This is a genomic window from Elioraea sp. Yellowstone, assembly GCF_006704265.1.
In the GTDB taxonomy this organism is placed as follows: Bacteria; Pseudomonadota; Alphaproteobacteria; order Acetobacterales; family Acetobacteraceae; genus Elioraea.
Window position 1 is genome coordinate 1 of record NZ_VIKA01000017.1, and the last position, 26,440, is coordinate 26,440.

Below are 26,440 nucleotides of genomic sequence, written 5' to 3' on the forward strand. Positions count from 1 at the left end.
CGGCCGCAGCGCCGCCGGCCGGCGCGGCGCCGCACCTGGCCGGCCGCGTGCTGGTGGTGGACGACGAGCACGACATCACCGACGTGCTCGCCGAGATCCTCGCGCGCGAGGGGCTGGAGGTGGCGATCGCGCGCGACGGCATGGAGGCGCTGCTGCGGCTCGAGGAGCGGCCCTGCGAGCTGGTGGTGACGGATCTGCGCATGCCGGGCATGGACGGGGCGGGGCTGCTCGCGCGCCTCGCCGAGCTTCCGGCGGCGGCGCGGCCGGCCGTGATCGTGCTGACCGGCGACGTGCTCTCCTGGAGCCGCGCCCGCCCCGCCTTCGATCCGCCGCCGGTGGTGATCGAGAAGCCGTTCGATCCGGCGGCGCTCATCCAGGCGGTGCGGGAGGCGTTGTCGCGGCGCCGAGGCTGAGCCCTATCCCGCGAGATGGCGGCGCAGGAAGACGACCGTGCGCTGCCAGGCGAGTGCCGCCGCCCCGGCATGGTAGCGCGCCGCCGAGGTGTCGTTGTTGAAGGCGTGCTGCGTTCCCGGATAGGTGTGCGCCTCGAAGGTCTTGCCGTGCGCGCGCAGCGCCGCGGTGTAGGCCTCGATCCCCGCATTGATGCCGGCGTCGTGCTCGGCGTAGTGCAGCAGCAGCGGCGCGCGGATCGCCGGCACCTGCTCGGCCGGGAGCTGCCGGCCGTAATAGGCGACGCCGGCGGCGAGATCCGGCGCCGCCGCGGCGAGCGCGTTCACCATGCCACCGCCCCAGCAGAAGCCGATCGCGCCGACGCGGCCGTTGCCGTCCGGATGGCCCGCCAGGAACCGAATCGCGCTCGCCAGCCGCGCGAGCGTGCGCTCGCGGTCGAGCCGTCCGATCATCGCGCGCGCCCGGTCCTCGTCCGCCGGCGTGCCGCCGTCGCGGCTCAGCAGGTCGGGCGCGAGGGCAAGGAACCCCTCGAGCGCCATCCGCCGTGTGACATCCTCGATATGCGGATTGAGGCCGCGGTTCTCGTGGATGACGATCACGGCCGCGAAGCGCCCGCCTTGCGCCGGGCGGGCAAGATAGCCGGCGAGGTCGCCGTCCGGCCCGGACCAGGTGACGCGCGCGGTGGCAAGACGCGGATCGTCGGGCGGCACGATCGCCGCCCGGGTGGGATCGGCGCGCAGCAGGGGCAGCAGCGCGGCCGCCGCCGGGGCCCCGCCGGCCAGCGCGGAGAGCCGGTCGAGGAAGGTGCGGCGGTCCATCCCGCCATGGGTGTAGCGGTCGTAGAGGTCGATGATCGCCTGGGGGATGGTCACGGCGTCCTCCGCGATTTGGGCCGCGCCGGCCGAGGGGCTAGACTGCGCGAGACCACGTTAGCCGAAATGGAGACGCGCCATGTTCGACCTCGATCGGTTCATCGAGGAGTGTCGCGCAGCCGTGAAGGAGGGGCAGCCGGCGGTACGCGAGCTTGTTGCGCGCGCGGTAGCCGAGCCGGCCGCGGTCCTGCGCGCGCTCGGCGAGCCCGCGCGCGCGGGGCTGAACACGCTCCACCGCTCCGACGAGCTGACGATCCTCAATCTCGTCTGGGGTCCGCACATGACGCTGATGCCGCACAATCACGGCATGTGGGCGGTGATCGGGCTCTACACGGGCCGCGAGGACAACATCTTCTGGCGCCGCATCGACGAGCCGGGGATGCCCTCGCGGATCGAGGCGGCGGGCGCCAAGGCACTCTCGGCCGGCGAGGCCGCACCGCTCGGCAAGGACATCATCCACAGCGTGACGAACCCGATCCCGCGCCTGACCGGGGCGTTGCACGTCTATGGCGGCGACTTCTTCCGCCCCGGCCGCAGCGAGTGGGACCCGGAGACGCTGCGCGAGCGCGCTTACGACGCCGAGCGCACGCGCGCGATGTTCGAGGCAGCCAACCGGGTCTAGCGCTGGAAACGGGCCAGCGCCGCGCGCATCGCCTCCGGCAGGGGCGTGGGCTTGCCCGTCGCCTTGACCACGTAGGCATGCACGAAATGCCCCTCGGCCGCGGCGCGATCCTCGTCGTTGCGGAACATGCCGAGCTCGTAGCGCACCGAGGTGTTGCCGATGCGCGCGACGCGCAGCCCGCCGGTGATCACGTCGGGGAAGGCGGTGGGGGCGAAGTAGCGGCACTGCGTCTCCACCACGAAGCCGACGATCGCGCTCGCGAGCGGGTTGATGCCGACCGCGTCCATCAGGAAGCGCGCCACTGTCGTATCGAACCAGGAGTAGTAAACGACGTTGTTGACATGCTGGAACACGTCGTTGTCGGCCCAGCGCGTCGGGATCGTCAGGAACCAGCGGTAGTCGGCGCGGCTGCCGATCGCCTTCGTCATCGCTTGCCTCCATGAACGGCGCGGAGCCTCGCCGCAGCGCGCCCGGACCGCAAGAGTGGCGCGCCGCGCTCGCCGCCCGCGCCGCCGAGGTCGCGCGCGACTGGGGGCTCGCGCTCGGCCCCGTGCTGCCCGGCGCGACCCAGGGCCTGGTGCGCGCGGTGCGGCTCGCCGACGGCACGCAGGCGGTGCTGAAGCTCGAGAAGCCGGGCCAGGGGGTTGAGGCGCAGGCCGCCGCGCTCGCCGCGTGGGCGGGCGACGGCTCGGCGCGGCTGCTGCGCTTCGATGCCGCGCGCGGCGCGCTGCTCCTGGAACGGCTGGTTTCCGGGGAGCCGCTCGCGGCACTCTGCGAGGAAGGGCGCGACGACGCGGCGACCGCGGCGCTGGCCGGGCTGATGCTCCGCCTGCACCGGCCCGCACCGCCGGGCGCGCTCTTCGCCGATGCGCATGGCTGGATCCGCGCGATCGAGGCGTGCCGCGATCCCCGCCTCGATCCCCGCCTGCGCGACCGTGCGCTCGGCCTCTACCGCGACCTCAACGCCGCCGCGCGCCCGCCGGTGCTGCTGCACGGCGACCTGCATCATCTCAATGTGCTGCGCGACGGCGACGGCTGGCGCGCGATCGACCCCTTCGGCGCGACCGGCGAGCCCGGCTTCGACGCCGGCACGCTGCTCACCACCCCCGTCTCGTGGCTGCCGTTCCAGCGCGACCTCGCCGCGATCCAGGTGCGGCGTGTCGCGCTCCTGGCCGAGCGGCTCGGCACGGAGCGCGGGCGCATCGCCGGGTGGGGGTTCGTGGTGGGCGTGCTCAAGACGGTGTGGGACATCGAGGACGGTACCGGCGACGGCCGTCACTGGCGTGCGGCGACCGAGGCGCTCGCGCCGATGACACGCGCGTGAGCGTCTTGAACGGTGCGGCGCGCGCCGCCACCTCCTCGCCGTCCGGGCCCCTCTGGCGACGCTTCCCGCCTCGCGGCGAAGCGGCGCGATGTCGGACCTTCCTGCCGGCGGATGCCGGGCGACGGAGGGGACCGACCCGGTCCCACGGTTTCCTCAGCCGTCCTGCCCGCCGGTGCGATCACGGGTGGAGGCGAAGAATGGCAGACCCCCAGCGAAGCTTCGAGCGCATGATCGAGGATCTGCGCGCCCAGCATGCCGCGTTCGAGCGCGCGCTGCGCGAGGAACTGGCCCGGCCGGCGCCGGATGACGCGGCGGTCCGTCGCCTGAAGCGGGCCAAGCTGACGGTGAGGGACCGCATGGCGCTGATCAGCCGGATGGGCGCGCGCGGCGCAGCCTAGCCCTCAACCCGACACCCGCAGGTAGACGGACAGCCGGGCGGCGATCGTACGGTCGGCCCAGGTGCCGTCGCGCATGCGGTCGTGGAAGCCGACATGACCGCCCCCCGGCGCGATCAGCGGCGCAACCTGCGGGTTCGCGCGCCAGTCGAGCGCACGGTAGGTGTCGGCCGGCACCCAGGGGTCGTCGGCCGCGGTCAGGCACAGCGTCGGCACGGCGATCCGGTCGAGATGCCGGGGCAGGCTGGCGTGGGCATAGTAGTCATCAGCGCCGGCGAAACCCGCGAGCGGCGCGACATACCCGTCGTCGAACGCGTACACCGTGCGGGCCGACCGCGCGGCCGCCAGCAGCCGTGCCGGCAGATGCGGCGCCAGCGCCTCCGCCTCGCGCTGCATCTGGCGCAGGAGCCAGCGGTGATAGAGGGCGTTGCGCGGCGCCATGATCCGCCGTGCGACGGGGGCGAGCAGCACCGGGGCGCAGATCGTCGCCGCGGCAATGATCGGCAGCGCGCGTGCCTCGTCGCGGCCGAGCGCGTTGAGGAGCTGCGTGCCGCCGAGCGAGACGCCGATGACGATCAGGCCGGGACGGCGCACCGCCTCCGGCAACGCCGCCAGCGCGGCGACGATGTCGCCGCCGGCGGCGGCGTGGTAGGGGCGCGTGCTGCGCGCAAGCGACGGCGCCGAGCCGCGCAGGTTGAGCCGCACCACGCCGTGGCCCCGCGCCCGCCAGAACGCGGCGGAGCGGCGCATGTACTGGCTGTCCTCGCAGCCGGTCAGCCCATGGATCAGGACCACGCTGGGTCGGGAGCCGTCGCCCGCGTGCCAGGCGGCGGCGAGCGCATCGCCATCCGGCAGGTCGAGCCAGAGCCGCACGAACGGGCCCGGATCGGGCGCGTCGCGGCGGAGCATGTTGCGGATGGTCTGCAGGTCGCCGGTCAGCCAGGGCGGACGCGGCCGAAACGGCACCGGGTCGTCGACGGTCATGCCCCTCAGGTGAGCCCGAGCGCGGCGAGGTCCAGGATGAAGGGCAGGTCGGTGTCCGCGGGTGTGACGCCGTGCTGCGTGATCAGGCAGTGCGCCTGGCCGCGGTGATGGGTCTGGTGATTGAAGAGGTGCACGAGCACGATCCAGCGTTTCGCGCGCCATTCGCGCTGCGTCGCGCCGCTGAACCAGGTGAGGTCGCCCGCGAGCGCCTCATCGGTGAGCGTCACCGCCCAGGACTCGATGCCGGCATCGGCCTCGACGCGCGCGGAGCGCAGCGCGTCGAAGTCGTCGTAGAGCGCGGTGCTGCCGGCGATCCCGCCGCGCGGACGCTCCCAGCCGGCAAGCCGGCTCATCCACAGCCGGTCGGCCCAGAGCAGGTGATTGAGGGTGGCGTGCAGGGAACCGAAGAAGGCGCCGGCGTGGCGCTTGCGCGCCTCGTCCGGGATCTCGGCCGCAGCGGCGTAGATCCGCCGGTTCATCTCGCTGTTGTAGGCCGCCATCAGGCGGCACCAGGCCGGCGTGATCATTCCGGTGCCTCGAGGAACCGCACGACGAGATCGATCTGCAGAGGGTCGAGCAGCGCCGGGGCGTGGCCGCAGCCCGCGATCGTCTCGACGCGCACGTGTGGCTTCTCGGCCATGCGCGCGGCCGTCTCGGGCAGCAGGAGGTCGGAGTGCTCGCCGCGCAGCACCAGCGTTTGCACGGCGATGCGGTCCCAGAGCGGCCAGAGCTCGACATCCTGCGGCGGGTCGCGGAACGCCGCCGCGATCGCGGGATCGTAGTGCGGGCGGAACCCGCCCTCGGGCAGCGGCCGCACCGACGTCTCGGTCAGATGCCGCCACTCGGCGTCGGTGAGCGCGCCGAACGGGGCGTAGGCCTTGCGCGCATGCGCCTCCGCCGCGGCGAAGTCGGGGAACACCCACGCCCGCCCGAGATACTCGCCGATGCGCGCGAGTGCCGCCGCCGGAATGAACGGGCCCACGTCGTTGATCACGAAGCGGCGGATCGGCGTTCCCGGCATCGCGGCGAGGATCATGCCGATGATCCCGCCCATCGAGGTGCCGACCCAGTCCACCGGCCGCTCGCCCAGCGTCGCGAGCAGATGCGCACAGGCCGCCGCATGGACGTCGTTGCGGTAGAGCGACGGGTCAGGCAGGGGGTCGCTCTCGCCGCGACCGGGCATGTCGGGGCAGAGTACGCGCCGGCCGCGCGTGGCGAGTGCTGCGGCAAGCGCGTCGAAGTCGCGCCCGGTGCGCGTCAGCCCGTGCACGCAGACGACGGGAGCGCCGCCCTCCGGCCCCCACTCCATCCAGGCCAGGAGGTGGAATCCGGCGGGCGAGAGCCAGCGCAGGCGGCGCTGGCGCGGGCTCACACCACGCCCTTCGCGCGCAGCTCGGCGATGGCCGCAGCGTCCAGGCCGAGCGCGCGGCCGAGCACCTCCTCGGTGTGCGCGCCGAGCAGAGGGGGCGCGATGCGGTAGTCGGGCGGGGTGGCCGAGAGCTTCACCGGATTGGCGATCAGCTTGACCGGCCCGCCCGCGGCCTCGTGCGGCATCTCGATCACCATGCCGCGCGCCTGCACGTGCGGATCGGCGAACACGTCCTTCAGCGTGTTGATCGGCCCGCAGCCGATCTTCAGTTCCTCCAGCCTGGCGATCCAATCGTTGGTCGTGCGCGACTTCATCACCGGCGTCAGCGTATCGGTGACCAGGGCGCGGTTCTCCACCCGCTTCGCATTCGTTGCGAAACGCTCGTCGGCCAGCAGATGCTCGAGCCCGAAGGCCTTGCAGAACCGCTCGAAGGTGGCGTCGTTGCCGATCGAGAGCATGATCGCCCCGTCGGCCGTGGCGAAGACCTGGTAGGGCACGATGTTCGGGTGCTGGTTGCCGAGCCGCGGCGGGTTCTCGCCGGTGGCGAGGTAGTTCATGCCCTGGTTGGCGAGCCAGGCGACGTGCGTGTCGAGCATGCCGATGTCGATGTGCTGGCCCTGGCCGGTCGCCTCCCTGTGGCGTAGCGCGGCGAGGATGCCGATCGTGCCGTAGAGCCCGGCGAACAGGTCGGCGACCGGAATCCCGACCTTCTGCGGCAGGCCGTCCGGCTCGCCGGTCAGGCTCATCACCCCGCCCATCGCCTGGATCAGGCTGTCATAGCCGGGTCGCGGCGCGTAGGGGCCGGTCTGGCCGAAGCCGGTGATCGAGCAGTAGATCAGGCCCGGGAACGCGTCCTTCAGCGAGGCGTAGTCGAGCCCGTACTTCGCCAGCCCCCCCGGCTTGAAGTTCTCCACCAGGATGTCGCACTGCGCGATCAGCCTGCGCGCGATCTCCTGGCCCTCGGGCTTGGCGATGTCGAGCGTGACGCTGAACTTGTTGCGGTTGACGCCGGCGAAATAGGCGCTCTCCTTCGTCGGGGCCCCGTCGCGCCCCGGCAGGAAGGGGGGCGCGAAGCCGCGCGTGTCGTCCCCGCGCGAGGGATGCTCGATCTTGATCACCTCGGCGCCGAGATCGCCCAGCATCTGCGTGCAGGTCGGCCCGGCAAGCACGCGGGTGAGGTCGAACACGCGCAGCCCCTTCAGCGGGCCGGACGGCGTCTGGTCGGAAACGGTCATGCGGTCATCCCCATGCGGTCCCGCCCCTTATAGGCGGCAGGACCGGAGCGGCAAGCCGCTCGGCCCGCTTTGACTCGCCGGCCCGACGCGGCTCTGATCGGCGCAGGAGACCGGAGGGAGGCACCGGAGATGGTCGCACGCCGCACCCTGCTCGCCGCGGGACTGGCCCCCGCGCCGTTGGCCCCAGCCGCCCAGACGGGCGGCCGGCCGCTGGTCCTCGTCGTGCCGTTCGCGCCGGGCGGCAGCACCGATGTCGGCGCGCGGCTGATCGCGCCCCGTCTTGCGCATCATCTCGGCCGGCCGGTGGTGGTCGAGAACCGGCCGGGCGCCGGCGGCGCCACGGCGGCCGACCAGGTGCGCCGAGCCGAGCCGGACGGATCGACGCTGCTGATCGCGGTCGCGTCCACGCATGGCGTGAATCCGGCCGTGTTCCCCGACCTGCCCTATGACGCGGAGCGCGACTTCGCCGCCGTCGCCCTGCTCGGCGTGACGGGATTCGTGCTGGTGGTGCGCGCCGAGGCGGGCTTCGCCGACATGAACGCCCTGGTCGCAAGGCTCCGCGCCGAGCCGGGGCGGCACAACTACGCCTCGGCCGGGGTGGGCTCGATGCCGCATCTCGCCGGCGAGTGGTTCCGCACCGCGCTCGGGCTCCAGGTCGAGCACGTGCCCTATCGCGGTGGCGGCCCGGCCATGACCGCGCTGCTCGCCGGCGAGGTGACCTACATGATCGAGTCCGTGCCCACCGTCGCCGGCGCGATCGCGGATGGGCGGCTGAAGGCGCTCGCCCGCGCCTCGGCCCGCGCCTCAGGGCCGGCGGCCGCGCTTCCGCCTCTCGCCGATCTGATCCCCGGCTTCGACGCCGAGACCTGGATCCTCGCCGCCGCCCCCGCCGGCACGCCCACGCCCGTGCTGGCCCGCCTGAATGCCGCGTTCAACGCCGCGCTGGCCGAGCCCGAGCTCGCCGGGCGGCTGCGCGCGATCGGCACCGAGCCGGTGACGGATTCCACGCCCGCGAGCGCCGCCCGCCACATCAGCACCGAGATCGCGCGCTGGAAGCGCGTGGTCGCCGAGACGGGGGTGACGATCGAGCGGCGGTAGGACAGGCAGAGGTTCCCAAGCCCCGCCACCGGGTCTATTCCTCGGGGCGACAACCGGTCACCGGACCGAGGAGACGCCCCATGCCCGACACCGCCATCCCAGGCCGCACGCCCTCCGCGCCGACGCTCGACGAGCGCGCCCTCGCCCGCGCGCTCTCCGGCCACCACTTCATCGGCGGCCGCTTCGTGCCCGCGGCCTCGGGCAAGACCTTCCCGGTCATCAACCCCGCGACCGGCGAGCAGGTCGCGGAAGCCGCGCTCGGCGACGCGGCGGATGTGGCGAACGCCGTCGAGGTCGCGGCCAAGGCGCAGAGGGAGTGGGCGCGCGTGCCGGCGCGCAAGCGCGGCGCGCTGGTGGGCGAATGCGCGCGGGTGCTGACCGAGCATGTCGAGGAGCTCGGCCGCCTGATCGCGCTCGAGACCGGCAAGGCGCTGCGCACCGAGAGCCGGGTCGAGGCGAACGTGGTCGCCGACATCTTCGCCTTCTACGGCGGCCTGGGGAGCGAGCTGAAGGGCGAGACCGTGCCCTTCCACCCCGACGTGCTGTCCGTCACCGTGCGCGAGCCGCTCGGCGTGGTGGGCGCGATCATCCCCTGGAACGTGCCGATGCTGCTGATGGCGCTCAAGGTGGCGCCCGCGCTGGTGGCCGGCAATGCGGTGGTGGTGAAGTCGGCCGAGGAGGCGCCGCTCGCGGTCCTGCGCATCTGCGAGATCCTGAACCGCGTGCTGCCGCCGGGGCTGTTCAACATCCTCTCCGGCTTCGGCCCCGAATGCGGCGCGCCGCTCGTGCAGCACCCGAAGGTGCGCAAGGTGACCTTCACCGGCTCGGTCGAGGTGGGTCGGATCGTCGGCGAGATGGCGGCGCGCAAGATCATCCCGGTGACGCTGGAGCTCGGCGGCAAGTCGCCGATGATCGTGTTCGACGACGCCGACCTCGAGACCACCGTGACGGGTGCCATCACCTCGATGCGCTTCACCCGCCAGGGGCAGAGCTGCACCGCGGCGTCCCGCATCTACGTGCACGAGCGGATCTTCGACGCCTTCGCCGAGAAGCTCGCGGCCAAGGTGGACGCGATGGTGATGGGCGATCCCCTGGACGAGAAGACCGACATCGGCACGATCATCAGCCAGGGCCAGTTCGAGAAGGTCCAGGGCTACATCGCTGAGGGGAAGGCGACGCCGGGGGCCAGGGCGCGCGCCTGCTCGCGCCTGCCGGAGGACCCGGCCCTGAGGAAGGGCCTGTTCATCCAGCCGCACATCTTCACGGGGCTGACGCGCGCGAGCCGGCTGGTGCGCGAGGAGATCTTCGGCCCGGTCACGGTGCTGTTCCCGTTCAACGACTGGCAGGCGGTGCTGGCGGAGGCGAACGACAGCGAGTACGGCCTGGCCGCGAGCGTGTGGACCAACAACCTGAAGGTGGGCCTGCGCATGGCGCACGCGCTGGAGGCGGGGCTGGTGCAGATCAACCAGAACCTGGTGGTGCAGGCGAACCTGAGCTACGGCGGGATCAAGAGCTCGGGCCTCGGCAAGGAAGCCTCGCTGGAGGCGATGCTGGAGCACTTCATGCACAAGAAGACGATCATGGTGAATATGGCGTAAATCGTTCATTCTGCCGGAGCAGAATTGGCGCAGCCAAGGCCATGTGGATCCTCTCATACCCGGAGCACAAGGGTTTGACCTTTGTGCGGAGGGTATGGCGCGCGGGGCTCAAGGGGCGGCCGCGCGCAAAACCAAGGCCTGATGCCCGGCCGGCAAAGGTCGAACCTTCGTCGGCCGGGTATCAGAGAAGACGAGCTGCCTGGGCGCAGAGTTTCATCGGAAGGCCGACCCGTCTCGTCTACCTGTAGTATCGGTATTGTAATCACCACGATCCGCTCTTCTCCTGGCCGAACGGACAGGCCATCGTCATCGCCGCGGCAGCCGAACGGGGGCGGATCACCCCGTGCCCGGAGATCTCATCCGACCGCGGCGAGGTGGCACTCCACCTCGATGTCGCGGCCCCTGCGCGGCAGCGGCGCCTCCGACCGGCAGCGCGCGATCGCCGCAGGGCAGCGCGGGTGGAAGCGGCAGCCGGGCGGGATGTTGGCCGGATCGGGCATGGCGTCGCCGAGCCCCACATCGGGGATTCCAAGCCCCGGCTCGGGCGTGAGCACCGAGGCGAGCAGCGCGCGGGTGTAGGGGTGCTCGGGCGCGGCGAACAGCGCCTCGGTCGGGCGGCGCTCGACGATCCGGCCGAGATACATCACCGCGACCTCCGTCGCGACATGCTCGACCACCGCGAGATTGTGGCTGATGAAGAGATAGGTGAGGCCGAGATCGCGGCGCAGTTCCGCGAGCAGGTTGAGGATCTGCGCCTGCACCGAGACGTCGAGCGCGCTCGTCGGCTCGTCGCAGACGACGATGCGCGGACGCAGCACCAGCGCGCGCGCGATCGCCACCCGCTGACGCTGCCCGCCCGAGAGCTGCGCGGGCAGCCGCTCGCCCATCGCGGGGTCGAGCCCCACCCGGCCCAACACCTCGTCCACGCGGCTGCGGATCTCGCTCTGCGCGAAGCCGCCCTGCGCCACCAGCGGCAGGGCGACGATGTCGCGGACGCGCCGGCGCGGGTTGAGCGAGGAGAACGGATCCTGGAACACCGGCTGGATCAGACGCGCGCGCGCGCGCCGGTCCATCGCCGCGAGGCGCTGGCCGTCCACCAGCACCTCGCCGGAGGTCGGCGGCAGCAGGCCGAGGATGACGCGCGCGAGCGTGGACTTGCCGCAGCCGGACTCGCCCACCACGCCGAGCACGCCGCCCGCGGGCACGGCGAACGACACGCCGTCCACCGCGACCACGTGCCTCGGCGCGCCGAACAGCCCGGACCTGACGCGGAAGTGGCGCGAGAGGTCGCGCAGTTCGATCGCGGGCGTGCTCACGCGGCGAGGCTCGCGGGTCCGGCCCAGCCCGGCGGCAGGATGCAGCGGTAACCATGCTCGCCGCTGGTCCGCCAGGGCACGGTGCGCGCGCACTCGGCCCGCGCCTGGCCGCAGCGGTCGCGGAAGGCGCAGCCCGCGAAGCCGTGGCCGATGCGCGGCACCACGCCGGGGATGGAGCCGAGCGGCTGGTCGCGCCGCACCTTGCCCGGCACCGGCACGCAGGCGAGCAGGCCGCGCGTGTAAGGATGCGTGGGATTGCCGAACAGTTCCGCGGCAGGCGCGGACTCGACGACCTCGCCCGCGTACATCACGGAGACGCGGTGCGCCATGCGCGCCACCACGCCGAGATCGTGCGTGATCAGCATCAGCGCGAGCCCGAGATCGCGCTGCAGGTCCATGAGGAGGCGCAGGATCTGCGCCTGCACGGTGACATCGAGCGCGGTGGTTGGCTCGTCGGCGACCAGCAGCTCCGGGTCGCACATCAGCGCCATCGCGATCATCACGCGCTGGCGCAGGCCGCCCGAGAGCTGGTGCGGATACTGGCCGAGCCGCAGGCGCGGGCTGGTGACGCGGCACTTGGCAAGCAGGTCCTCGGCGCGGTCGAGCGCCTCGGCGCGCGTGCCGCCACGGTGGCGCCGGTACACCTCGGCCATCTGCGAGCCCACCGTGTAGGCCGGGTTCAGGCTGGTCATCGGCTCCTGGAAGATCATCGCCATCCGGTCGCCGCGCAGCTTCGAGAGTCGCGACTCCGACAGGCGCAGGAGATCCTGCCCGTCGAAGGCGAGCCGATCCGCCTTGCGCCGGCCGTTGCGCGCGAGCAGTCCCATCACGGCAAGCGCGGTGACGCTCTTGCCGCAGCCCGATTCGCCCACCAGGCAGTGCGTCTCGCCGCGATAGACGGTGAGGTCGGCGCCGCGCACAGCGGCGAGCCCGCCGAAGGAGATGCGCAGGTTGCGCACCTCGAGCAGGGCCGCGCGCGGTGCCGCGCTCATCGCACCTCCGCGGCGCCGACCAGGTCGCGCAGCCCGTCGCCCAGCAGGTTGATGCCCATGACGAGCACGAACAGCGCTGTGCCGGGAATGAAGATCACCCAGGGATCGAAGAACATGTACTCCTTGCCCTCCGAGATCATCAGCCCCCAGGAAGGCAGGGGCGGCGGCACGCCGAGGCCGAGGAACGAGAGCGCCGCCTCGATCAGGATCGCGAGCGCCATCTCCAGCGTGGCCACCACCGCGAGCGGCGAGAGGATGTTGGGCAGCACCTCGCGGCCGAGGATCCAGGCGCGCGAGCAGCCCGCCGCCCAGGCGGCCGAGACGTAGTCGAGCGTGCGCACCTGCATGGTCGTCGTGCGCGCCACCACCGCGAAGCGGTCCCACAGCAGGAGGCCGAGCGTCAGCACGACCACGGTGAGCGAGGAGCCCACCAGCGACACCACGGCGAGCGCCACCAGGATCAGCGGGATCGCCAGCCGCGTGGTGATCACGAACATCACCACGTCGTCGATCCGCCCGCCGAAGAAGCCGCCGATCACGCCGATCGTGATGCCGATCAGCCCGGAGACGATCACGGCGAAGATGCCGATCAGGAACGAGATCCGCGCCCCCAGGATCAGCCGCGAGAGGTAGTCGCGCCCAAGCTGGTCGGTGCCGAGCAGGTGGTTCGGGTCGGCGCCCTCCATCCAGAACGGCGGCAGGAGCCGGCGCGTCAGGTCCTGCGCGAAGGGGTCGTGCGGCATCAGCAGTTCCGCGAACACCGCGCAGAACAGCACCGCGCCCACGATCACCGCGCCGGTGGCGAGCCCGGCATTGCGCATCACCCTCATGAGGCACGCAGCCTGGGATCGAGCACCGCGTTCAGCACGTCGGCGAGCAGGGTGAGCACGATGTAGATGATCGCGAACAGCAGCACGACCGCCTGCACGGTCGGGAAGTCGTTCTTGCTGATGCTCTCCCAGGCGAGGAAGCCGATGCCGTGCAGCGCGAACACGGTCTCGATCACGATCGAGCCGCCGAGCATGAAGCCGAGCTGCACCGCCGTGATCGACACCACCGGCATCGCCGCGTTGCGCAGCGCATGCTTCAGCACGATCGAGCCGCGCGACAGCCCCTTGGCGCGCGCGGTGCGGATGTAGTCCGAGGACATCGCGTCGATCATCCCCGCCCGCGTCAGCCGCATCAGCGCCGGGATCGCCGAGAAGGAGAGCACGATCCCCGGCATCACGTAGTGCTGCCACGAGCCGGTGCCGGAGATCGGCAGCCAGCCGAGCTGCAGGCCGAGCACCAGCATCAGGATCAGGCCGAGCCAGAACGAGGGCATCGCCTGGCCGACCATCGCCACCAACCCGACCGCGCGATCGATCCAGGTGTTCTCGCGCAGGGCCGCGAGGATGCCGAGCGGCAGCGCGACCACGAGCGCGATCGCGAGCCCGACCAGGCCGAGCGTCAGCGTGATCGGCAGCCGCTCCCAGATCAGGGTGGAGACGCGCTCGCGATAGAAGAAGCTCTGGCCGAAATCGCCCATCGCGGCGCGCCAGGCCCAGTCCAGGAACTGGATCACCACCGGCCGGTCGAGCCCGTAGGCGCGGCGGATCGCCTCGACATCCTCGGCGCGCGCCTCGGGTCCCGCGATGACGATCGCGAGGTCGCCGGCGAGCCGCGTCAGCACGAAGGCGAAGGTCAGCACGGTCAGCGCGACCAGGACGGCGAGCGCGGTCCGGCGGGCGAGGAACAGCAGCATCGCGGCGCAACCTAAGGTCGGGCGGGCGGCCGGGCAAGCCGCCGGCGCCCTCCGGTGCGGTTGCCGAGACCGCCATGGCGCGGGATACCAGCACGATCTCCTCGGACGCCTTGGGTGCAGCATGTCGCACGACCACGCGCACGGCCACACGCCGGATCATCCTGCCAGCGACGGCAGCGCAACGACATCCGCGGTCTCGCTCGGCACCGCGTTCCGCTGGGGCGTCGCGCTCAATCTCGGCTACACGGCGCTCGAGGCCGGGGCCGGGCTCTGGCTCGGCTCGCTCGCGCTGCTCGCCGATGCCGCCCACAACCTGACCGACGTCGCCGGGCTGCTGGTGGCCTGGGCGGCGGCGGCCGCCGCACGCCGCGCGCCGACGCCGCGCTACTCCTACGGCCTCGGCCGCGGCACGATCCTGGCGGCACTCGCCAACGCGATCGCCATCCTGATCGGCGTCGGCGCGGTGGCGTGGGAGGCGGTCGGCCGCCTCGCCGCACCGCCGCCGGTGCCGGGGCTGGCGGTGCTGCTCGTCGCCTGTGTCGGTGTCGCGGTCAATCTCGGCACCGCGCGTCTGTTCCACGGCCATCATGCGCACGACCTGAACGCCAAGGGCGCCTATCTGCACATGCTGGCGGACGCCGCGGTCTCGCTCGGCGTGGTGGCGGCGGCCGCGGTCATGCTGGCGACCGGCTGGTGGCGCGCCGACCCGCTCGCCGCGCTCGCGGTCAGCGCGATGATCGCGTGGTCCGCCTTCGGCCTCCTGCGCGAGTCGCTCCACCTCGCCCTCGACGGCGTGCCCGCGGCGGTCGATCGCGAAGCGGTGGCGGCCTGGCTTGCCGCGCGCGAGGGGGTGGCCGAGGTCCACGATCTGCATGTCTGGGCGCTCAGCACGCGCCGGATCGCGCTGACGGTGCATCTCGTGATGCCGGGCGGCCATCCGGGCGATGCGTTCCTCGCGCGCACGGCGGCGGGACTGGCGCGGGAGTTCGGCATCGGCCACGCCTCGATCCAGATCGAGCTCGGCGACGGGCCGGCCTGTCCGCTGGCGTCCCCCGCCGTCGTCTGATGCGGCGTGGCGAGGCGGCGGCACGTCTGCTACCTCGCCGCCATGCCCGACGATCTCCCTCCCGCCACACCGCTCGCGCCCGCCGACCCCGCCGTGCTCGGCCTCGATGCCGCCGCGCTCGCCGAGGCCGTGCGCTTCGCCCAGGCGCACGAGACGCCCTGGCCGCGCGATCTGCGCGCCCATCTCGAGGGCGGCCATTTCGAGCCGCCGCCCGACAATGCGATCCTCGGCCCCGTCGCGCCGCGCGGCGGGCCGGCCGGGATGATCCTGCGCCGCGGCCGGGTGGCGGCGTCCTGGGGCGATGTGCGCCGCACCGACATGACCTTCAGCGTGGCGAAGTCCTACCTCTCGCTGCTCGCCGGGCTGGCACTGGGCGACGGGCTGATCGCCGATCTCGACGAGCCTGTCGCGGCGCGGGTGCGCTCGCCGCAGTTCGAAGGGGCGCGCAACGGCGCGGTCACCTGGCGGCAGCTCCTGACCCTCACCTCGGAGTGGGAGGGCACGCTCTGGGGCAAGTCGGACGTGATCGACCGCAACCGCGACCTCAACCGCGAGGGCAAGGCGAGGAAGGGCGAGGCGCGGCCGCTGCGCGCGCCCGGCACGTTCTGGGAGTACAATGACGTACGGGTGAACGCGCTTTCGCTGGCACTCCTGCACCTGTTCCGCCGGCCGCTCGCGGAGGTGTTCCGCGACCGCATCATGGACCCGATCGGGGCGAGCCGCGACTGGGCCTGGCACGCCTACGACACCGCACGCGTGACGATCGACGGCGTCGAGATGCCGTCGGTCCCGGGCGGCGGCCACTGGGGCGGGGGCGTGTTCATCGGCGCCGAGGACCAGGCGCGCATCGGGCTGCTGGTCGCACGCCGCGGGCGGTGGGAGGGGCGGCAGATCGTGCCGGAGTCCTGGATCGACGCGATCGCCGATCCGTGCCCGCTGAAGCCCGACTACGGCCTGCTCTGGTGGCTGAACACCGACGGGGCGCGCGCGCCGGCGGCCTCGCGGCGCAGCCTGTTCGCCTCCGGCGCTGGCGGGCACGTCACCTGGATCGATCCGGAGCGCGATCTCGTCTCGGTGACGCGCTGGCTCGATCCGGCCGCCTTCGCCGGCTATGCCGAACGGGTGGTCGCGGCGATGCGGGACTGAACGGCAGCGGCGCGACGGACGCGCAGACCGGGCCGAGCCGGGGATGCACCGGCGGAGAGCGGCGGCTGGTTGGGGCGCCAGGATTCGAACCTGGGAATGGCGGATTCAAAGTCCGCTGCCTTACCGCTTGGCGACGCCCCAGCCGCCAGCGGTGATAGGCCGGATCGGCACGACGCCTCAAGCCCGCCCGGCGGGGCGGCTCGGGACGCCGCTCGAGGCCGCGTCAGGCGCGGCCGAGCGCGGGACGGCGCACGCGCCGCGCCGGCCGCTCGAGCACCAGGTGGGCGGCGGCCAGCAGCAGCAGCGCGGCCTCGCGCCGCCCCTTGTCGGAGGCGGAGCGCGCGAGGCGCAGCAGCTTGTCGGAGAGCATCAGCGGGCTCGGGCCCGCAGGCGTCTCGGCCTTCATCGGCGTGGGCATGGCGGTGTCCTCTCGGCAACATCCGTCGACGACCAGCATCGACGCGATGCGTAACCAAACCATGAACGCCAAGATATGCAGGCTGGTTCCAGCCGAGACGTGACGCCGCTCACGCCGCCGCGGCGTAGCCGGCGGCGCTCACCTGGTCGCGTCCGCCGCGCTTGGCGGCGTAGAGCGCGCGATCGGCGGCGGCGAGCAACACGCGCGGATCCGCAGGTCCGATCGGGACGAGGGAGGCGGCGCCGATACTGGCCGTGACGATGCCGTACGGCGAGCCCTCATGCAGAAGCATGAGGTCATGCAGGGCCGCGCGGATGCGTTCGCCGACCGCGACCGCGCCGGCGAGGTCGATGTCCGGCAGCAGCACGGCGAACTCCTCGCCGCCGAGCCGGGCGACGAGGTCGTAGGGGCGCAGCTTCAGCCCGGCGAGCGCGGCGGCGACCCGCGTCAGGCAGGCATCGCCTTCGAGATGTCCGTAGCGGTCGTTGAACTGCTTGAAGTGGTCGATGTCGAGGATCAGCAGCGCGACCGGCAATCCCTCGCGCCGGGCACGGTTCCAGGCGGCGGCGAGCGCGGCATCGAAGGCACGCCGGTTGGCGAGTCCGGTCAGCGCGTCGCGTTCGGCCAGCCGCGACAGTTCCTCGTTCATCGCCGCCAGCTCGCGGTTCGCCTCGGCCAGCCGCTTCTCGCGCCGCGCGATCTCGTCCGCCATCTGGGCGAAGGCACGGCGGAGTGTCGCGATCTCGCCGACCGTCGGCAGATCGGCGAGCGGCGGCAGCGGCGCGCCGTCGCGCACCGCCTCGGCCGCCCCGACCAGCGCCAGCAGCGGCCGGCCGATGCGCACCCGCGCCACCGCCAGCGCCAGCCCGAGCCCCGCCGCGGCGGCAGCCGCCATGAGGCCGAGAACGATCAGGAACTCGCGCTCGATCGGCCGGACCACGGCCTCGCGGTCGGCCGCCACCGCGATCGCAAGCCCGGTGGAGTGGGTGTGGGCGAAGCCGACCAGCCGGTCCCTGCCGGCGAAGTCGGCGACCCGCGCCCACCCCACCGGCGCCGAGAGCACGGTCGTGACCAAGGGGTGATCGGACGGCCGATCCGCCGGTGGCAGGTCCGGGATGGCCGGCGCGGCCGCCAGCACGCGGCCATTCCCGCCGACGATCAGGGCGAACGGATCGAGGTCCTCGTCGCCGTCCATGGTGCGCACGATCCGTGCGAGCCAGGGCAGATCGAGCGAGGCCGAGAGCACCGCCGGCCGGTCGGCCCGGCCGGTGCCGGGAGGCCGGGGGATCGCGACGGCGATCGGCAGCACCACCTCGCCCGACAGCCGCGAGACCACGGGGGAGCCGATCACAGGCCCGCCGGACCTGAGGGCGCGGCGCACCACGGGCCGGTCGCCCAGGTTCACCGCGGCGGTCGGCACGCCCTCGCTGGTGCAGAGGACGCGCCCGTCCTCGGCCACCACCACCAGACGCAGGATGAAGGGATGCGCGGCCGCGAGCTTCGCCGCGCGCGGCGCGCAGACCGCCCCGTCCGCCCACTCGGCGGCATCGGTCACGCCCACCTCGAGGGTGCGACCGACCGAGGCCAGCATCTCCTCGAACAGCCTGACCGCGGCGGCAGCCTCCTGCTGCTGGTGCAGCGCCGCGCGCTGTTCGGCATCGCGCCGCGATTCGCCGCCGAGATGCGCGAGCAGCAGCAGCGCCGGCGCGACCGCGACCAGCATCAGGGCCAGCACCAGCCGGCCGAGGCCGCTGCGGAAGAAGGTCTGCGCCATCGCTCTCCAGTGCGGCCCGAATCGTCGAGTCGCCGCACCGGAGTCTCGCCGGCGGCGGTTAACGAACCGCCTATCGGACGCGCTCCGCTTGACGCCGCCTGCCGCCTGCCCGACGGTTGCGCAAGGCACACGCGGCGACTCAACGCCGCCTTCGGAGGGAACGACCATGACACCACTGCGGCTCGCGGCGGCAGGGCTTGTCCTGCTCGCCTCGCCATCCCTTGCCCAGGCGCCCGCACAGGCGCCGGCCTGGGCGCAGGGCCGGCCGGACCACATGGCGAACAGCCCGCTCGCGCCCCATGCGCCGAAGATGACCGTCACCCCGCCGAACGAGGTGCCGCTGGACCGGCTGCGCGTGCCGGCGGGCTTCAAGGTCGAGCTCTGGGCGCACGGCATGCCCGGCGCGCGCATGATGGCGCTCGGCGACCGCGGCACGGTGTTCGTCGGCACGCGCGTGATCGGGCGGGTCTATGCCGTCACCGACCAGGGCGGAAGCCGCACCCACCGCATCCTGGCGCAGGGCCTGACCCAGCCGAACGGCATCGCCTTCAGGGACGGCGCGCTCACCGTGATGGCGATCAACCAGGTGCTGCGCTGGGATGGGATCGAGGGCAGGCTCGACAATCCGGGCGCGCCCGCCGACCTGACGGCAGCCTTCAACCTGCCGCCGGACCAGCACCACGGCTGGAAGTTCACAGCCTTCGGGCCGGACGGGCGCATCTATACGAACATCGGCGTGCCGTGCAACATCTGCACCTTCGACCGCGACCGCTACGCGCTGATCGTCAGCTTCCGCGCGGACGGCTCGGACCGGCGCATCGAGGCGCGCGGCATCCGCAACTCGGTCGGCTTCGACTGGCATCCCACGACCCGCGAGCTCTGGGCCACCAACAACGGTCGCGACTGGGCCGGCAACGACGAGCCGCACGACACGCTGCACCGCATCCGCCGCTCCGGCAAGGATCACGGCTTCCCGTGGTGCGTGGGGAGCTGGGCCGATCCCGAGCCCTCGCTCGGCCGCCGCCAGTGCAGCGAGTTCGAGCAGCCCGCCGCCTCGCTCGGGCCGCACACCGCGCCGCTCGGCATGCGCTTCTACACCGGCACGATGTTCCCCGAGGCCTACCGCAACCAGGCCTTCATCGCCCGGCGCGGCTCGTGGAATCGCGAGCGGATGAGCGGCTACGACGTGGTCGTGGCGAAGATCGACGGCCAGGGCCGCGTGACCGCGGTCGAGCCGTTCCTGACCGGGCTGCTCGACGAGAACGCGCAGAAGTTCCACGGCCGGCCGGTGGACGTGCTGCAACTGCGCGACGGTTCGCTGCTGGTCAGCGACGAGCAGAACGGCGTGATCTACCGCATCAGCTACGGCGGCTGATGCGGCGCTTCCCCCTCGGGGCCGCGGCGCTGGCCGCGGCCCTTTTCTGCGCCCGCGCCGAGGCCGCGCCGGAACGCGCCGATCTCTGCGTCGCCTGCCATGGCGAGGGCGGCGTGTCGGCGCTCGAGAACGTGCCCTCGCTCGCCGGCCAGCCCGAGACCTTCCTCGCGCTGCAGATGATCCTGTTCCGCGAGCGGATCAGGAAGGTCGAGCCCATGGAGGTGGTGATGGAGGGCATCGCGGACGCCGATATCGAGGCGCTGGCGCGCTGGTATGCCGCGCTGCCGCCGCCTCCGTCCTCGCCCGTGCGGGATCCGGAACGGGTCGCGCGCGGCCGCGCGCTGTCCGCCGCGCATCGCTGCGGCGTGTGCCATCGTCCCGACTACTCCGGACAGAACCAGGTGCCGCGGCTCGCCGGCCAGCGCGAGGACTACCTGCTGCACGCGATGCTCGACTACCAGGCCGGCACGCGCCAGGGCACCGACACGACCATGCAGGGCGTGCTGCACGGGCTCTCGCCGCGCGACCTGGGCGACCTCGCGCACTATCTGGCGACGCTGCGGTAGGGGGCACGGGGCGACCACGATGGTCCCCCCAGCTTCCCTCCGGAGAACGTCGCTCCCGCCGGGCGGCGCCTGCCTGCGGTGATCGTCAGCGACAACGGCACGGAAGTGACCTCGGTGGCGGTGCTGCGCTGGGCGGGGGAGCGCGGCGTCGCATGGCACCGCATCGCGCCGGGCAGGCCGCAGCAGAATACGCCCATGGAGAGCCTCACCGGCCGCCTGCGCGACGGATGCCTGAACGAGCGGGCGTTCAGCTCGCTGGCCGAGGCGCGTCGGCTGAGCGCCCGCGCGAAGGATCGGGGCGAGGGCGCTGCGCGAGGGCTCCGCGCCCTCGGCCCGATCCCCCCGACCAGGGCAGACGGAGGCGGATCCGAGTTGTCCGCGGCAGGAAAGCGGGGAGCACGTCAGATCCCACGCTCAGCCGACGCCGTGCGGAAGGGATTGCTGTGTCCTCTGGACACCTTCGGTCCCACAGCCGTGGTCGGCGATCGGCGTGCGCGGCGTGGCGGATGTCGTCGAGGCTCTCGAAGATGCGGCGGTCGAGGATCGGCTCGTTCGGCATCCGGGAGAACCTCTCGGCAGCGCCGTCGGTCTGGGCTGGCCGACGAAGGCGTAGCCCGGTGCCATGCTCCGGGCCCCGATCCGGGTGCTGGATCTCCTCGGCCATGAGGCAGCCGCCGTGATCGTGCGCAGCCGGGCGCCGCGGGCAGCGTCGCGGCCGAGATGGCAGAACGGCTTGCACAGCCGTCGCGATCTGCGCGCCGTGCCCGGCGCGGTGGAATGACGACCACGGCCTGCCCCCTTGGAGTCCGTCTCCAATCTCATGGGGATCCTGCGACGCGAACCCCGGGACGTTCACAATGACCGAGGACGGGGGCAGGCCTGGGCGCATGGCATCGCCGAGCTTCCCGACCGGCTGGGGAAGCGAGCGACCCGGCAGGGGATCTCCCCGCTCCGACCGGCAGGCTGGCCATGCGTCGTCCAGCTTGCCTTTGCCATGCACTGGCGGCAGGGTCCGCGCCCCGATGCAGACCATCACGCTCGCCGCGCTGCCCACGCATCTCGGCTTCGCGCTCGCGCTGGCCGCGCTCTCCGCCATGGTCGTGTGGCTGGTGCTGCGGCTCGGCATCATGGACATGCCGAACGCGCGCTCCTCACATGTGCGCCCGACGCCGAAGGGCGGCGGCCTCGGCGTCGTGGTCGCGACGCTCGCCGGGCTGGTCGTGCAGTACAACGTCGCGACCATCGCACGCATCGAGGACACCTACTTCGTCGCCGTGCTGGTGGGAGCGGCGACCATCGCCGCGGTCTCGCTCGCCGACGACGTGCTCGACTTCTCGTTCCGCTGGAAGCTCGCCGCGCAGGTCTTCGCCGCGCTGGTGCCGATGCCGTTCGGGCTGGTGCTGGACAGCGTCTCGCTGCCCTTCGTCGGGACCGTTCCGCTCGGGCCGATCGGCTGGCTCGCGACGCTGGCGTGGATCGTGTTCCTCACCAATGCGATGAACTTCATCGACGGGCTGGACGGGATGTGCGCCGGCATCGCCGTGATCGCCGCGCTCTTCCTCGCCGCGATCGCGATCGCCAACGGCGGCGCCTTCGTCTATGTCGCCTCCCTCGCGCTCGCCGCCGGCTGCGCCGGCTTCCTGCCGTTCAACATCCCGCGCGCGCGCATCTTCCTGGGCGACGTGGGCAGCCAGTTCATCGGCTACCTGTTCGCGGTGCTCGGCATCGCCGCGGCGCAGTTCGACACCGCGCGCGTCTCGATGTTCATCGTCCCGCTGCTGCTCGCCGCGCCGATCCTCGACGTCGCGTTCACGCTCGCGCGCCGCCTGCTGAACGGCGAGCGGCTCGCCGAGGCGCATCGCGGCCATCTCTACCAGGTGCTGGCGCGGTCGGGCGTGGCACCGCTCGGGGTCAGCGCGCTCTACTGGGCGATGACGGCGCTCGCCGGTGTGGCTGGGTTCCGCTTCCTCGCGCTCTCGCCGCCGGCGAAGCTCGGCGTCGCGGTCGCGGCGGCGGGGCTGTTCTGCCTCTACGCGGCCTGGGTCGCCTGCCGCGCGCGGCGCGCCGGCATCACGGCGTGGTCGGGGGGCGCACCAGCTCGAAGGTGAGCGTCGGCCGGTCCGCGCCGATCCACTGCTCGGCGCGCCAGATCTGCCCGTCCTCGACGCCGACCCAGAAGCGATCGGTGAAGCGCGTGCCGTCGCGGCCCGAGCAGCTCTCGGCGACGCGCTCGGTCGCGTGCTCGATGTCGAGCACGGTGATGGTCTCGGCGCCGAGCGCACGGCCGGTGCACGATACCGGCAGGCCCCAGACATTCGGCGCGACGTCGACGAGGCGCAGGTGCTGGCCGAGGCCGAGCGGCTTGGGCGGCGCGCCGTCGCGGAACCGCGTGTCGGTGAGCGCCTCGCCGAGCCCGGCCGTGCCGACCACCCGCCCGCCCTCGGTGACGATCGCCACCCGGTCGGCCGAGAGCCAGATCAGCCGCTCGTTCTGCACCGAGTGCAGCACCAGGAAGGCCGGGCGGCGGCTGCCGAGCCGCACCAGCGCCGAAGCGTAGGGCACCGCCTCGGCGCGTTCGCGCGTCACGGGCGGGGTGTCGTCGGGCGCCACGGTCTCGGCGATCGCGCCCCACAGCCCCGCGTCACCCGAGCCGCAGCCGGCCGCGAGCAGCGGGAGCAGGAGGGCGAGTCGCCGGAACGCCATACGCGCGAGGCTACCATGAAGTCGCGCGCCTGCCGTGCAGGCTTCAGGCCGTGGTGAGGCCAGGGCCGCGGGGGCACGGCATGATGCAACCACGAGCACCGCCCGCGACCACTTCCTCGCCCTCCATGCCGGCCCCGGCTTCGTCATGCCGAACGGCTGGGATGCCGCCTCGACGCCGATCTGCCGCCGCGAGGGCTTCATACCAGCCCGCCGAAGGCTTGACCTTCGGCGGGCTGGTACGGGGTCATGTTCGCGCGCGGCCGCCCCACCAGCCCCGCGCGCGATACCCTCCGCACAAAGGTCGAGCCTTTGTGCGGAGGGTATCACAGCGCTCGGGCTCTCCGCGCTGTCCGCGCACGACGATCATGCCATGCTGCGCCACGGTTTCGCGTTCCATGACACGCTCTATCTGTGGTGCCGCGACCTGCAGGAGGAGACGCACGGATGGCCGCCGAAGGCATGATGCGTGCGCCGGCGCCGACGGTTCCGTCCTTCGTCGAGGCCGCGCGGCTCTGGCTGGTGGTCGGGCTGCTGTCGTTCGGCGGGGCGGCGGGGCAGATCGCGATGATGCACCGCATGGTGGTGGAGGAGCGGCGCTGGGTCGGCGAGCGGCGCTACCTGAACGCGCTGAACTTCTGCACGCTGCTGCCCGGGCCCGAGGCGCAGCAGCTCGCGACCTATCTCGGCTGGTTGCTCCACGGGGTGGCGGGCGGGATCGCCGCCGGCGCGCTGTTCGTGCTGCCGGGAGCGGCGCTGATGGCGGTGCTCGCCGCGATCTACGGCCTCTACGGCCAGGTGGCGCTGGTCGAGGCGCTGTTCTTCGGTCTGAAGGGCGCCGTGCTCGCGATCATCGCCGAGGCGCTGTGGAAGATCGCGCGCCGCGCGCTGCACGGGCCTGTCGCGGTGGCGCTCGCGGGCGCGGCATTCCTCGCGCTGTTCGCGTTCCGGCTGCCGTTCCCGCTGGTGGTGCTGGGCGCGGGCGCGATCGGGCTCGCCGCCGGGTTCGCGGGGCGCGCATGGTTCACCGGCGCGGCGCACGGCAGGGAGGGCGCGGGGCCGGCGGTCGGGGCGATCGATCGGCTGCTCGACGATCCGGCATCGGCCGGGCTGCACCGCGGGCGGGCGACGACCGCGCGGCGCGCCGGGATCGCCGCCCTCGCGCTCTGGCTCGCCACCGTCATCGCCTTCGCGCTGACCGGCGGCGTGTTCGGCGACATCGCCCTGTTCTTCGCCAAGATGGCGGTGGTGACCTTCGGCGGCGCCTACGCCGTGCTCGCCTGGGTCGCGCAGGATGCCGTCCATCTCTACGGCTGGATCACGCCGGGCGAGATGGTGGACGGGCTGGCACTCGCCGAGACCACGCCCGGGCCGACCATCCTGGTGCTGCAGTTCGTCGCGCACTTGGCCGCGTTCCGCGAGGGCGGGCTCTGGGCCGGTGTCGCCGGCGGCGCGCTCTGCGTGTTCGTCACCTTCGCGCCCTCCTTCGCCTGGATCTTCCTCGGCGGCCCGTCGGTGGAGCGGATCGCGGCACGGCGCGAGCTCGCCTCCGCGCTCGCCGCGATCACCGCCGCCGTGGTCGGGGTGGTGGCGAATCTCGCCCTGGTGGTGGCGCTCCCGGTGCTGTTCGGCACCGTTGGTCAATGGCGGGCGGGGCCGGTGTCGCTCCCCGCGCCGGTTCTTTCCAGCATCGATCCGCGTGCGGTGATCGTCGCGGCGGCAGGTTTCGCCGGGCTGTTCGCGATCGATCTCGGCCTGTTCCGCACCCTCGCGTTGTGTGCGGCGCTCGGCGTGGCGCTCAAGCTGATCGTCTGATGCCCGGCCGACAGACGATCACCCCTTGTCGGCCGGGGATCTTCCTCTCGTTTCGCGCGCGGCCGCCCCGCCAGCCCCGCGCGCCATGCCGGCGAACGCCCCCGGTCGCGCGGCCGAGTGAAGGGGCTGGGATGCCGCATGGAGGACGAATCCTCGCCGCGCCGCATGGTTGCCGAGATGGTCGCCGGGCTCGCCGGCTACGGTCGCCTTGGGCGCCGCCGACGAGGCCGGCACGCGGGCACGTCTCGCCGCGCAGATGGGCCTCGTGCCCGCCCCGTCGAAGGTCATCAGCCCGATCCGGGCCCGCCAAGCATGATCCTGCGGGCTCTCCCGTTCAGGGACCGCGTCCTCAAGCCTCTCCCGGTCGACCGGCTGAAACCGGAACTCGTGATCTTCCCTCGCGCGCATCCACTTGCAGGTCCACGCCGGCGTGGAAGCATCGATGTCGGCCAAGCCAGCAGGCCAGAGGTGACGGGTTTTCGGGGTGCAGCGGCACGGGCCGCCTCCCTATCCGCACCACTGAAGAAGGATGCATGACCGGTATGGCGAAGACGGCCTGACTCCTGGGCGAAGCGGCGAGGAAGGCGTCCGCGGTGTTCCAGCGCGCAACCCATGGCCCTCACGTCGCGCCTGTGCGGCCCGACTTCCAGGTTTGGCGATCTCCGCCTCGGCCTCACCGCGCAGGCGATCGTCGGTGCCGCTGCACTTCGCCACGCATGGATAGGATCGGAATCAAAACAGAGTGGTGTCGCCTTGTCAGGCCGGGGGGCCGCGCGTCCAAACGTTTGCCGACCAGTCGTAGCGGTGATCGTCGATGCGGTTGCGTGAACGCAATGCGGCGGCCAGACGAGGCTCCGCGTAGTACGCGAGATGCGCGAGCACACCGGCGTCGCCGTCGCCGAAATCCTCGCGGAACCAACGGTAGATCGAACTCACGACGGTCCGACCGTCGGGCTGCACGGCCACCCCGCGCGGATGGTTGACGAAGTCGCGCGCGGCGGCGTCGAGGTCCGCTTCCAGCGTCGCCGTGCGCCATGCGGTCGGCTTCAGGTTCGGGCAGCCGATCGAGGCGCAGTTCACCACGTAGTGCACGCGCGGATCGCGCCAGAGCGGGCGCAGGATGCGATGCTCGACATCGTCCAGGCTGAGCGCCTCGCCGTTCACGCGCATCAGCTTCCGGCCCCAGGGGCCGACACTGAACAGTCCCGGGCTGATCGCGATCTCGCGGATCGACGACACCGGCCAGCGCTCGATCATCAGCAGCACGGTGCGCGCGTTGTAGAGGTTGCCCCAGAAGCAGAACTGCTCGGGCCGGTCGAGCGCATCGACGTCGGTGTGCTCGAGCATCCGGACGTAGTCCGCGAGCGCGGCCGCGCCGGCCTCCTTCGCCGCGCCATACGGCAGGCGGTTCACGCCGTCCGCGCCGCGGTGGAGGTGATGCGCGAGGAAGGCATCCCAGGCGCCGTGATCGACGCTCGCGCGCGAACCTGCGGTGTGACGCCGCCAACGCGTCCAGCCCTCGGCACGGAGTGCGGCAGCAGGACTGGCGAGGAGGGCGGCAGCGCCGATGATGGCGGCGCGGCGAGACGGCGTCGACATGGCAGCTTCCCGGGCGACCGC

At 72.6% G+C, this 26,440-nt stretch carries 26 protein-coding genes, 1 tRNA gene and 1 pseudogene; 13 read left to right on the forward strand and 15 right to left on the reverse strand.

All coding sequences use genetic code 11. The annotated features are described in order from the left end of the window. A partial coding sequence (locus tag FK498_RS04505) for a response regulator (RefSeq protein WP_141851970.1) occupies positions 1-413 on the forward strand: 413 nt, incomplete at its 5' end. 3 nt (positions 414-416) lie between these two features. Here FK498_RS04505 and FK498_RS04510 read toward each other — a convergent pair. Beyond that, entirely contained in the window at positions 417-1,283 is an 867-nt protein-coding gene (locus tag FK498_RS04510; protein WP_141851972.1) for a dienelactone hydrolase family protein, read from the reverse strand. Positions 1,284-1,362: 79 nt separating this feature from the next. Between FK498_RS04510 and FK498_RS04515 the strand changes: the two genes are divergently transcribed. Further along, positions 1,363-1,905 carry a hypothetical protein gene (locus tag FK498_RS04515; RefSeq protein WP_141851974.1) on the forward strand — a complete coding sequence of 181 codons (543 nt, stop codon included), beginning with the start codon at positions 1,363-1,365 and terminating at the stop codon, positions 1,903-1,905. On the opposite strand, the gene FK498_RS04520 is transcribed toward FK498_RS04515, so the two are convergent. Continuing rightward, a complete protein-coding gene (locus tag FK498_RS04520) occupies positions 1,902-2,333 on the reverse strand; it encodes a thioesterase family protein (RefSeq protein ID WP_141851977.1) in 432 nt (143 codons plus the stop codon). The genes FK498_RS04515 and FK498_RS04520 overlap by 4 nt on opposite strands. Positions 2,334-2,344: 11 nt before the next feature. Between FK498_RS04520 and FK498_RS04525 the strand changes: the two genes are divergently transcribed. Together FK498_RS04525 and FK498_RS04530 are read left to right on the forward strand one after the other, a co-directional pair. Then, a complete protein-coding gene (locus FK498_RS04525) occupies positions 2,345-3,229 on the forward strand; it encodes an aminoglycoside phosphotransferase family protein (RefSeq protein ID WP_141851979.1) in 885 nt (294 codons plus the stop codon). Between the two features lie 197 nt (positions 3,230-3,426). Continuing rightward, positions 3,427-3,627: a YdcH family protein gene (locus FK498_RS04530; protein ID WP_141851981.1), complete on the forward strand. Its 201-nt coding sequence runs from the start codon at positions 3,427-3,429 to the stop codon at positions 3,625-3,627. 3 nt (positions 3,628-3,630) lie between these two features. Here FK498_RS04530 and FK498_RS04535 read toward each other — a convergent pair whose 3' ends face one another. The 4 genes from FK498_RS04535 to FK498_RS04550 are packed head-to-tail and all read right to left on the reverse strand — an operon-like array spanning position 3,631 to position 7,212. Next, positions 3,631-4,608, reverse strand: coding sequence for a YheT family hydrolase (locus tag FK498_RS04535; protein ID WP_141851983.1), 978 nt, complete (start codon positions 4,606-4,608; stop codon positions 3,631-3,633). Between the two features lie 5 nt (positions 4,609-4,613). Next, complete coding sequence (locus FK498_RS04540; protein ID WP_141851985.1) at positions 4,614-5,135, reverse strand: DinB family protein; 522 nt, start codon at positions 5,133-5,135, stop codon at positions 4,614-4,616. Then, entirely contained in the window at positions 5,132-5,980 is an 849-nt protein-coding gene (locus FK498_RS04545) for an alpha/beta fold hydrolase (protein ID WP_141851987.1), read from the reverse strand. Before FK498_RS04545 ends, FK498_RS04540 begins: the two co-directional genes overlap by 4 nt. Continuing rightward, positions 5,977-7,212, reverse strand: coding sequence for a CaiB/BaiF CoA-transferase family protein (locus FK498_RS04550; protein ID WP_141851989.1), 1,236 nt, complete (start codon positions 7,210-7,212; stop codon positions 5,977-5,979). The genes FK498_RS04545 and FK498_RS04550 overlap by 4 nt, the downstream gene beginning before the upstream one ends. A 129-nt stretch (positions 7,213-7,341) precedes the next feature. Here FK498_RS04550 and FK498_RS04555 point away from each other — a divergent pair, with 129 nt between their 5' ends. Further along, the gene (locus FK498_RS04555; RefSeq protein WP_141851991.1) at positions 7,342-8,310 is read left to right on the forward strand and encodes a tripartite tricarboxylate transporter substrate-binding protein; all 969 of its coding nucleotides are present in this window, start codon (positions 7,342-7,344) and stop codon (positions 8,308-8,310) included. Positions 8,311-8,390: 80 nt separating this feature from the next. Next, on the forward strand, positions 8,391-9,908 hold the full coding sequence (locus FK498_RS04560) for an aldehyde dehydrogenase family protein (protein WP_141851993.1): 1,518 nt from the start codon (positions 8,391-8,393) through the stop codon (positions 9,906-9,908). Positions 9,909-10,264: 356 nt separating this feature from the next. On the opposite strand, the gene FK498_RS04565 is transcribed toward FK498_RS04560, so the two are convergent. From FK498_RS04565 to FK498_RS04580, 4 genes are read right to left on the reverse strand one after another with little or no spacing between them, the layout of a single operon-like run. Continuing rightward, complete coding sequence (locus FK498_RS04565; protein ID WP_141851995.1) at positions 10,265-11,224, reverse strand: ABC transporter ATP-binding protein; 960 nt, start codon at positions 11,222-11,224, stop codon at positions 10,265-10,267. Further along, positions 11,221-12,216, reverse strand: coding sequence for an ABC transporter ATP-binding protein (locus tag FK498_RS04570; protein WP_141851997.1), 996 nt, complete (start codon positions 12,214-12,216; stop codon positions 11,221-11,223). The genes FK498_RS04565 and FK498_RS04570 overlap by 4 nt, the downstream gene beginning before the upstream one ends. Continuing rightward, positions 12,213-13,046, reverse strand: a complete 834-nt coding sequence (locus FK498_RS04575) for an ABC transporter permease (RefSeq protein WP_141851999.1) — start codon at positions 13,044-13,046, stop codon at positions 12,213-12,215. Before FK498_RS04575 ends, FK498_RS04570 begins: the two co-directional genes overlap by 4 nt. Continuing rightward, positions 13,043-13,960 carry an ABC transporter permease gene (locus tag FK498_RS04580; protein ID WP_141852001.1) on the reverse strand — a complete coding sequence of 306 codons (918 nt, stop codon included), beginning with the start codon at positions 13,958-13,960 and terminating at the stop codon, positions 13,043-13,045. Before FK498_RS04580 ends, FK498_RS04575 begins: the two co-directional genes overlap by 4 nt. A gap of 121 nt (positions 13,961-14,081) precedes the next feature. Between FK498_RS04580 and FK498_RS04585 the strand changes: the two genes are divergently transcribed. Together FK498_RS04585 and FK498_RS04590 are read left to right on the forward strand one after the other, a co-directional pair. Then, a complete protein-coding gene (locus FK498_RS04585; protein WP_141852003.1) occupies positions 14,082-15,026 on the forward strand; it encodes a cation diffusion facilitator family transporter in 945 nt (314 codons plus the stop codon). Between the two features lie 6 nt (positions 15,027-15,032). Then, positions 15,033-16,172: a serine hydrolase gene (locus FK498_RS04590; protein ID WP_237560829.1), complete on the forward strand. Its 1,140-nt coding sequence runs from the start codon at positions 15,033-15,035 to the stop codon at positions 16,170-16,172. 66 nt (positions 16,173-16,238) lie between these two features. Here the strand turns inward: FK498_RS04590 and FK498_RS04595 are convergent. The 3 genes from FK498_RS04595 to FK498_RS04605 form a co-directional block, all read right to left on the reverse strand. After that, positions 16,239-16,313 (reverse strand) — tRNA-Gln (locus tag FK498_RS04595). Between the two features lie 82 nt (positions 16,314-16,395). After that, positions 16,396-16,590, reverse strand: coding sequence for a hypothetical protein (locus tag FK498_RS04600; protein WP_141852005.1), 195 nt, complete (start codon positions 16,588-16,590; stop codon positions 16,396-16,398). A 109-nt stretch (positions 16,591-16,699) separates the two neighbouring features. Then, the gene (locus tag FK498_RS04605; RefSeq protein WP_141852007.1) at positions 16,700-18,364 is read right to left on the reverse strand and encodes a diguanylate cyclase domain-containing protein; all 1,665 of its coding nucleotides are present in this window, start codon (positions 18,362-18,364) and stop codon (positions 16,700-16,702) included. A gap of 166 nt (positions 18,365-18,530) precedes the next feature. Between FK498_RS04605 and FK498_RS04610 the strand changes: the two genes are divergently transcribed. The 4 genes and pseudogenes from FK498_RS04610 to FK498_RS04625 all read left to right on the forward strand — a co-directional run bounded on the left by FK498_RS04610 (position 18,531) and on the right by FK498_RS04625 (position 22,413). Then, on the forward strand, positions 18,531-19,739 hold the full coding sequence (locus FK498_RS04610; RefSeq protein WP_141852009.1) for a sorbosone dehydrogenase family protein: 1,209 nt from the start codon (positions 18,531-18,533) through the stop codon (positions 19,737-19,739). Then, entirely contained in the window at positions 19,739-20,305 is a 567-nt protein-coding gene (locus FK498_RS04615; protein ID WP_141852011.1) for a c-type cytochrome, read from the forward strand. Before FK498_RS04610 ends, FK498_RS04615 begins: the two co-directional genes overlap by 1 nt. A gap of 60 nt (positions 20,306-20,365) precedes the next feature. Then, positions 20,366-20,971: pseudogene (locus tag FK498_RS20185) on the forward strand (integrase core domain-containing protein); the annotation flags it as partial. 356 nt (positions 20,972-21,327) lie between these two features. After that, complete coding sequence (locus FK498_RS04625) at positions 21,328-22,413, forward strand: glycosyltransferase family 4 protein (RefSeq protein ID WP_161988309.1); 1,086 nt, start codon at positions 21,328-21,330, stop codon at positions 22,411-22,413. Here the strand turns inward: FK498_RS04625 and FK498_RS04630 are convergent. Continuing rightward, positions 22,376-23,008 (reverse strand): YjbF family lipoprotein, encoded by a 633-nt coding sequence (locus FK498_RS04630; protein WP_161988310.1) that lies wholly within the window; start codon positions 23,006-23,008, stop codon positions 22,376-22,378. The genes FK498_RS04625 and FK498_RS04630 overlap by 38 nt on opposite strands. Positions 23,009-23,452: 444 nt before the next feature. Between FK498_RS04630 and chrA the strand changes: the two genes are divergently transcribed. After that, positions 23,453-24,820 carry a chromate efflux transporter gene (chrA, locus tag FK498_RS04635; RefSeq protein ID WP_141852017.1) on the forward strand — a complete coding sequence of 456 codons (1,368 nt, stop codon included), beginning with the start codon at positions 23,453-23,455 and terminating at the stop codon, positions 24,818-24,820. 756 nt (positions 24,821-25,576) lie between these two features. Here chrA and FK498_RS04640 read toward each other — a convergent pair. Next, positions 25,577-26,419, reverse strand: coding sequence for a DUF547 domain-containing protein (locus tag FK498_RS04640; RefSeq protein ID WP_141852020.1), 843 nt, complete (start codon positions 26,417-26,419; stop codon positions 25,577-25,579). Between the last annotated feature and the right edge of the window lie 21 nt (positions 26,420-26,440).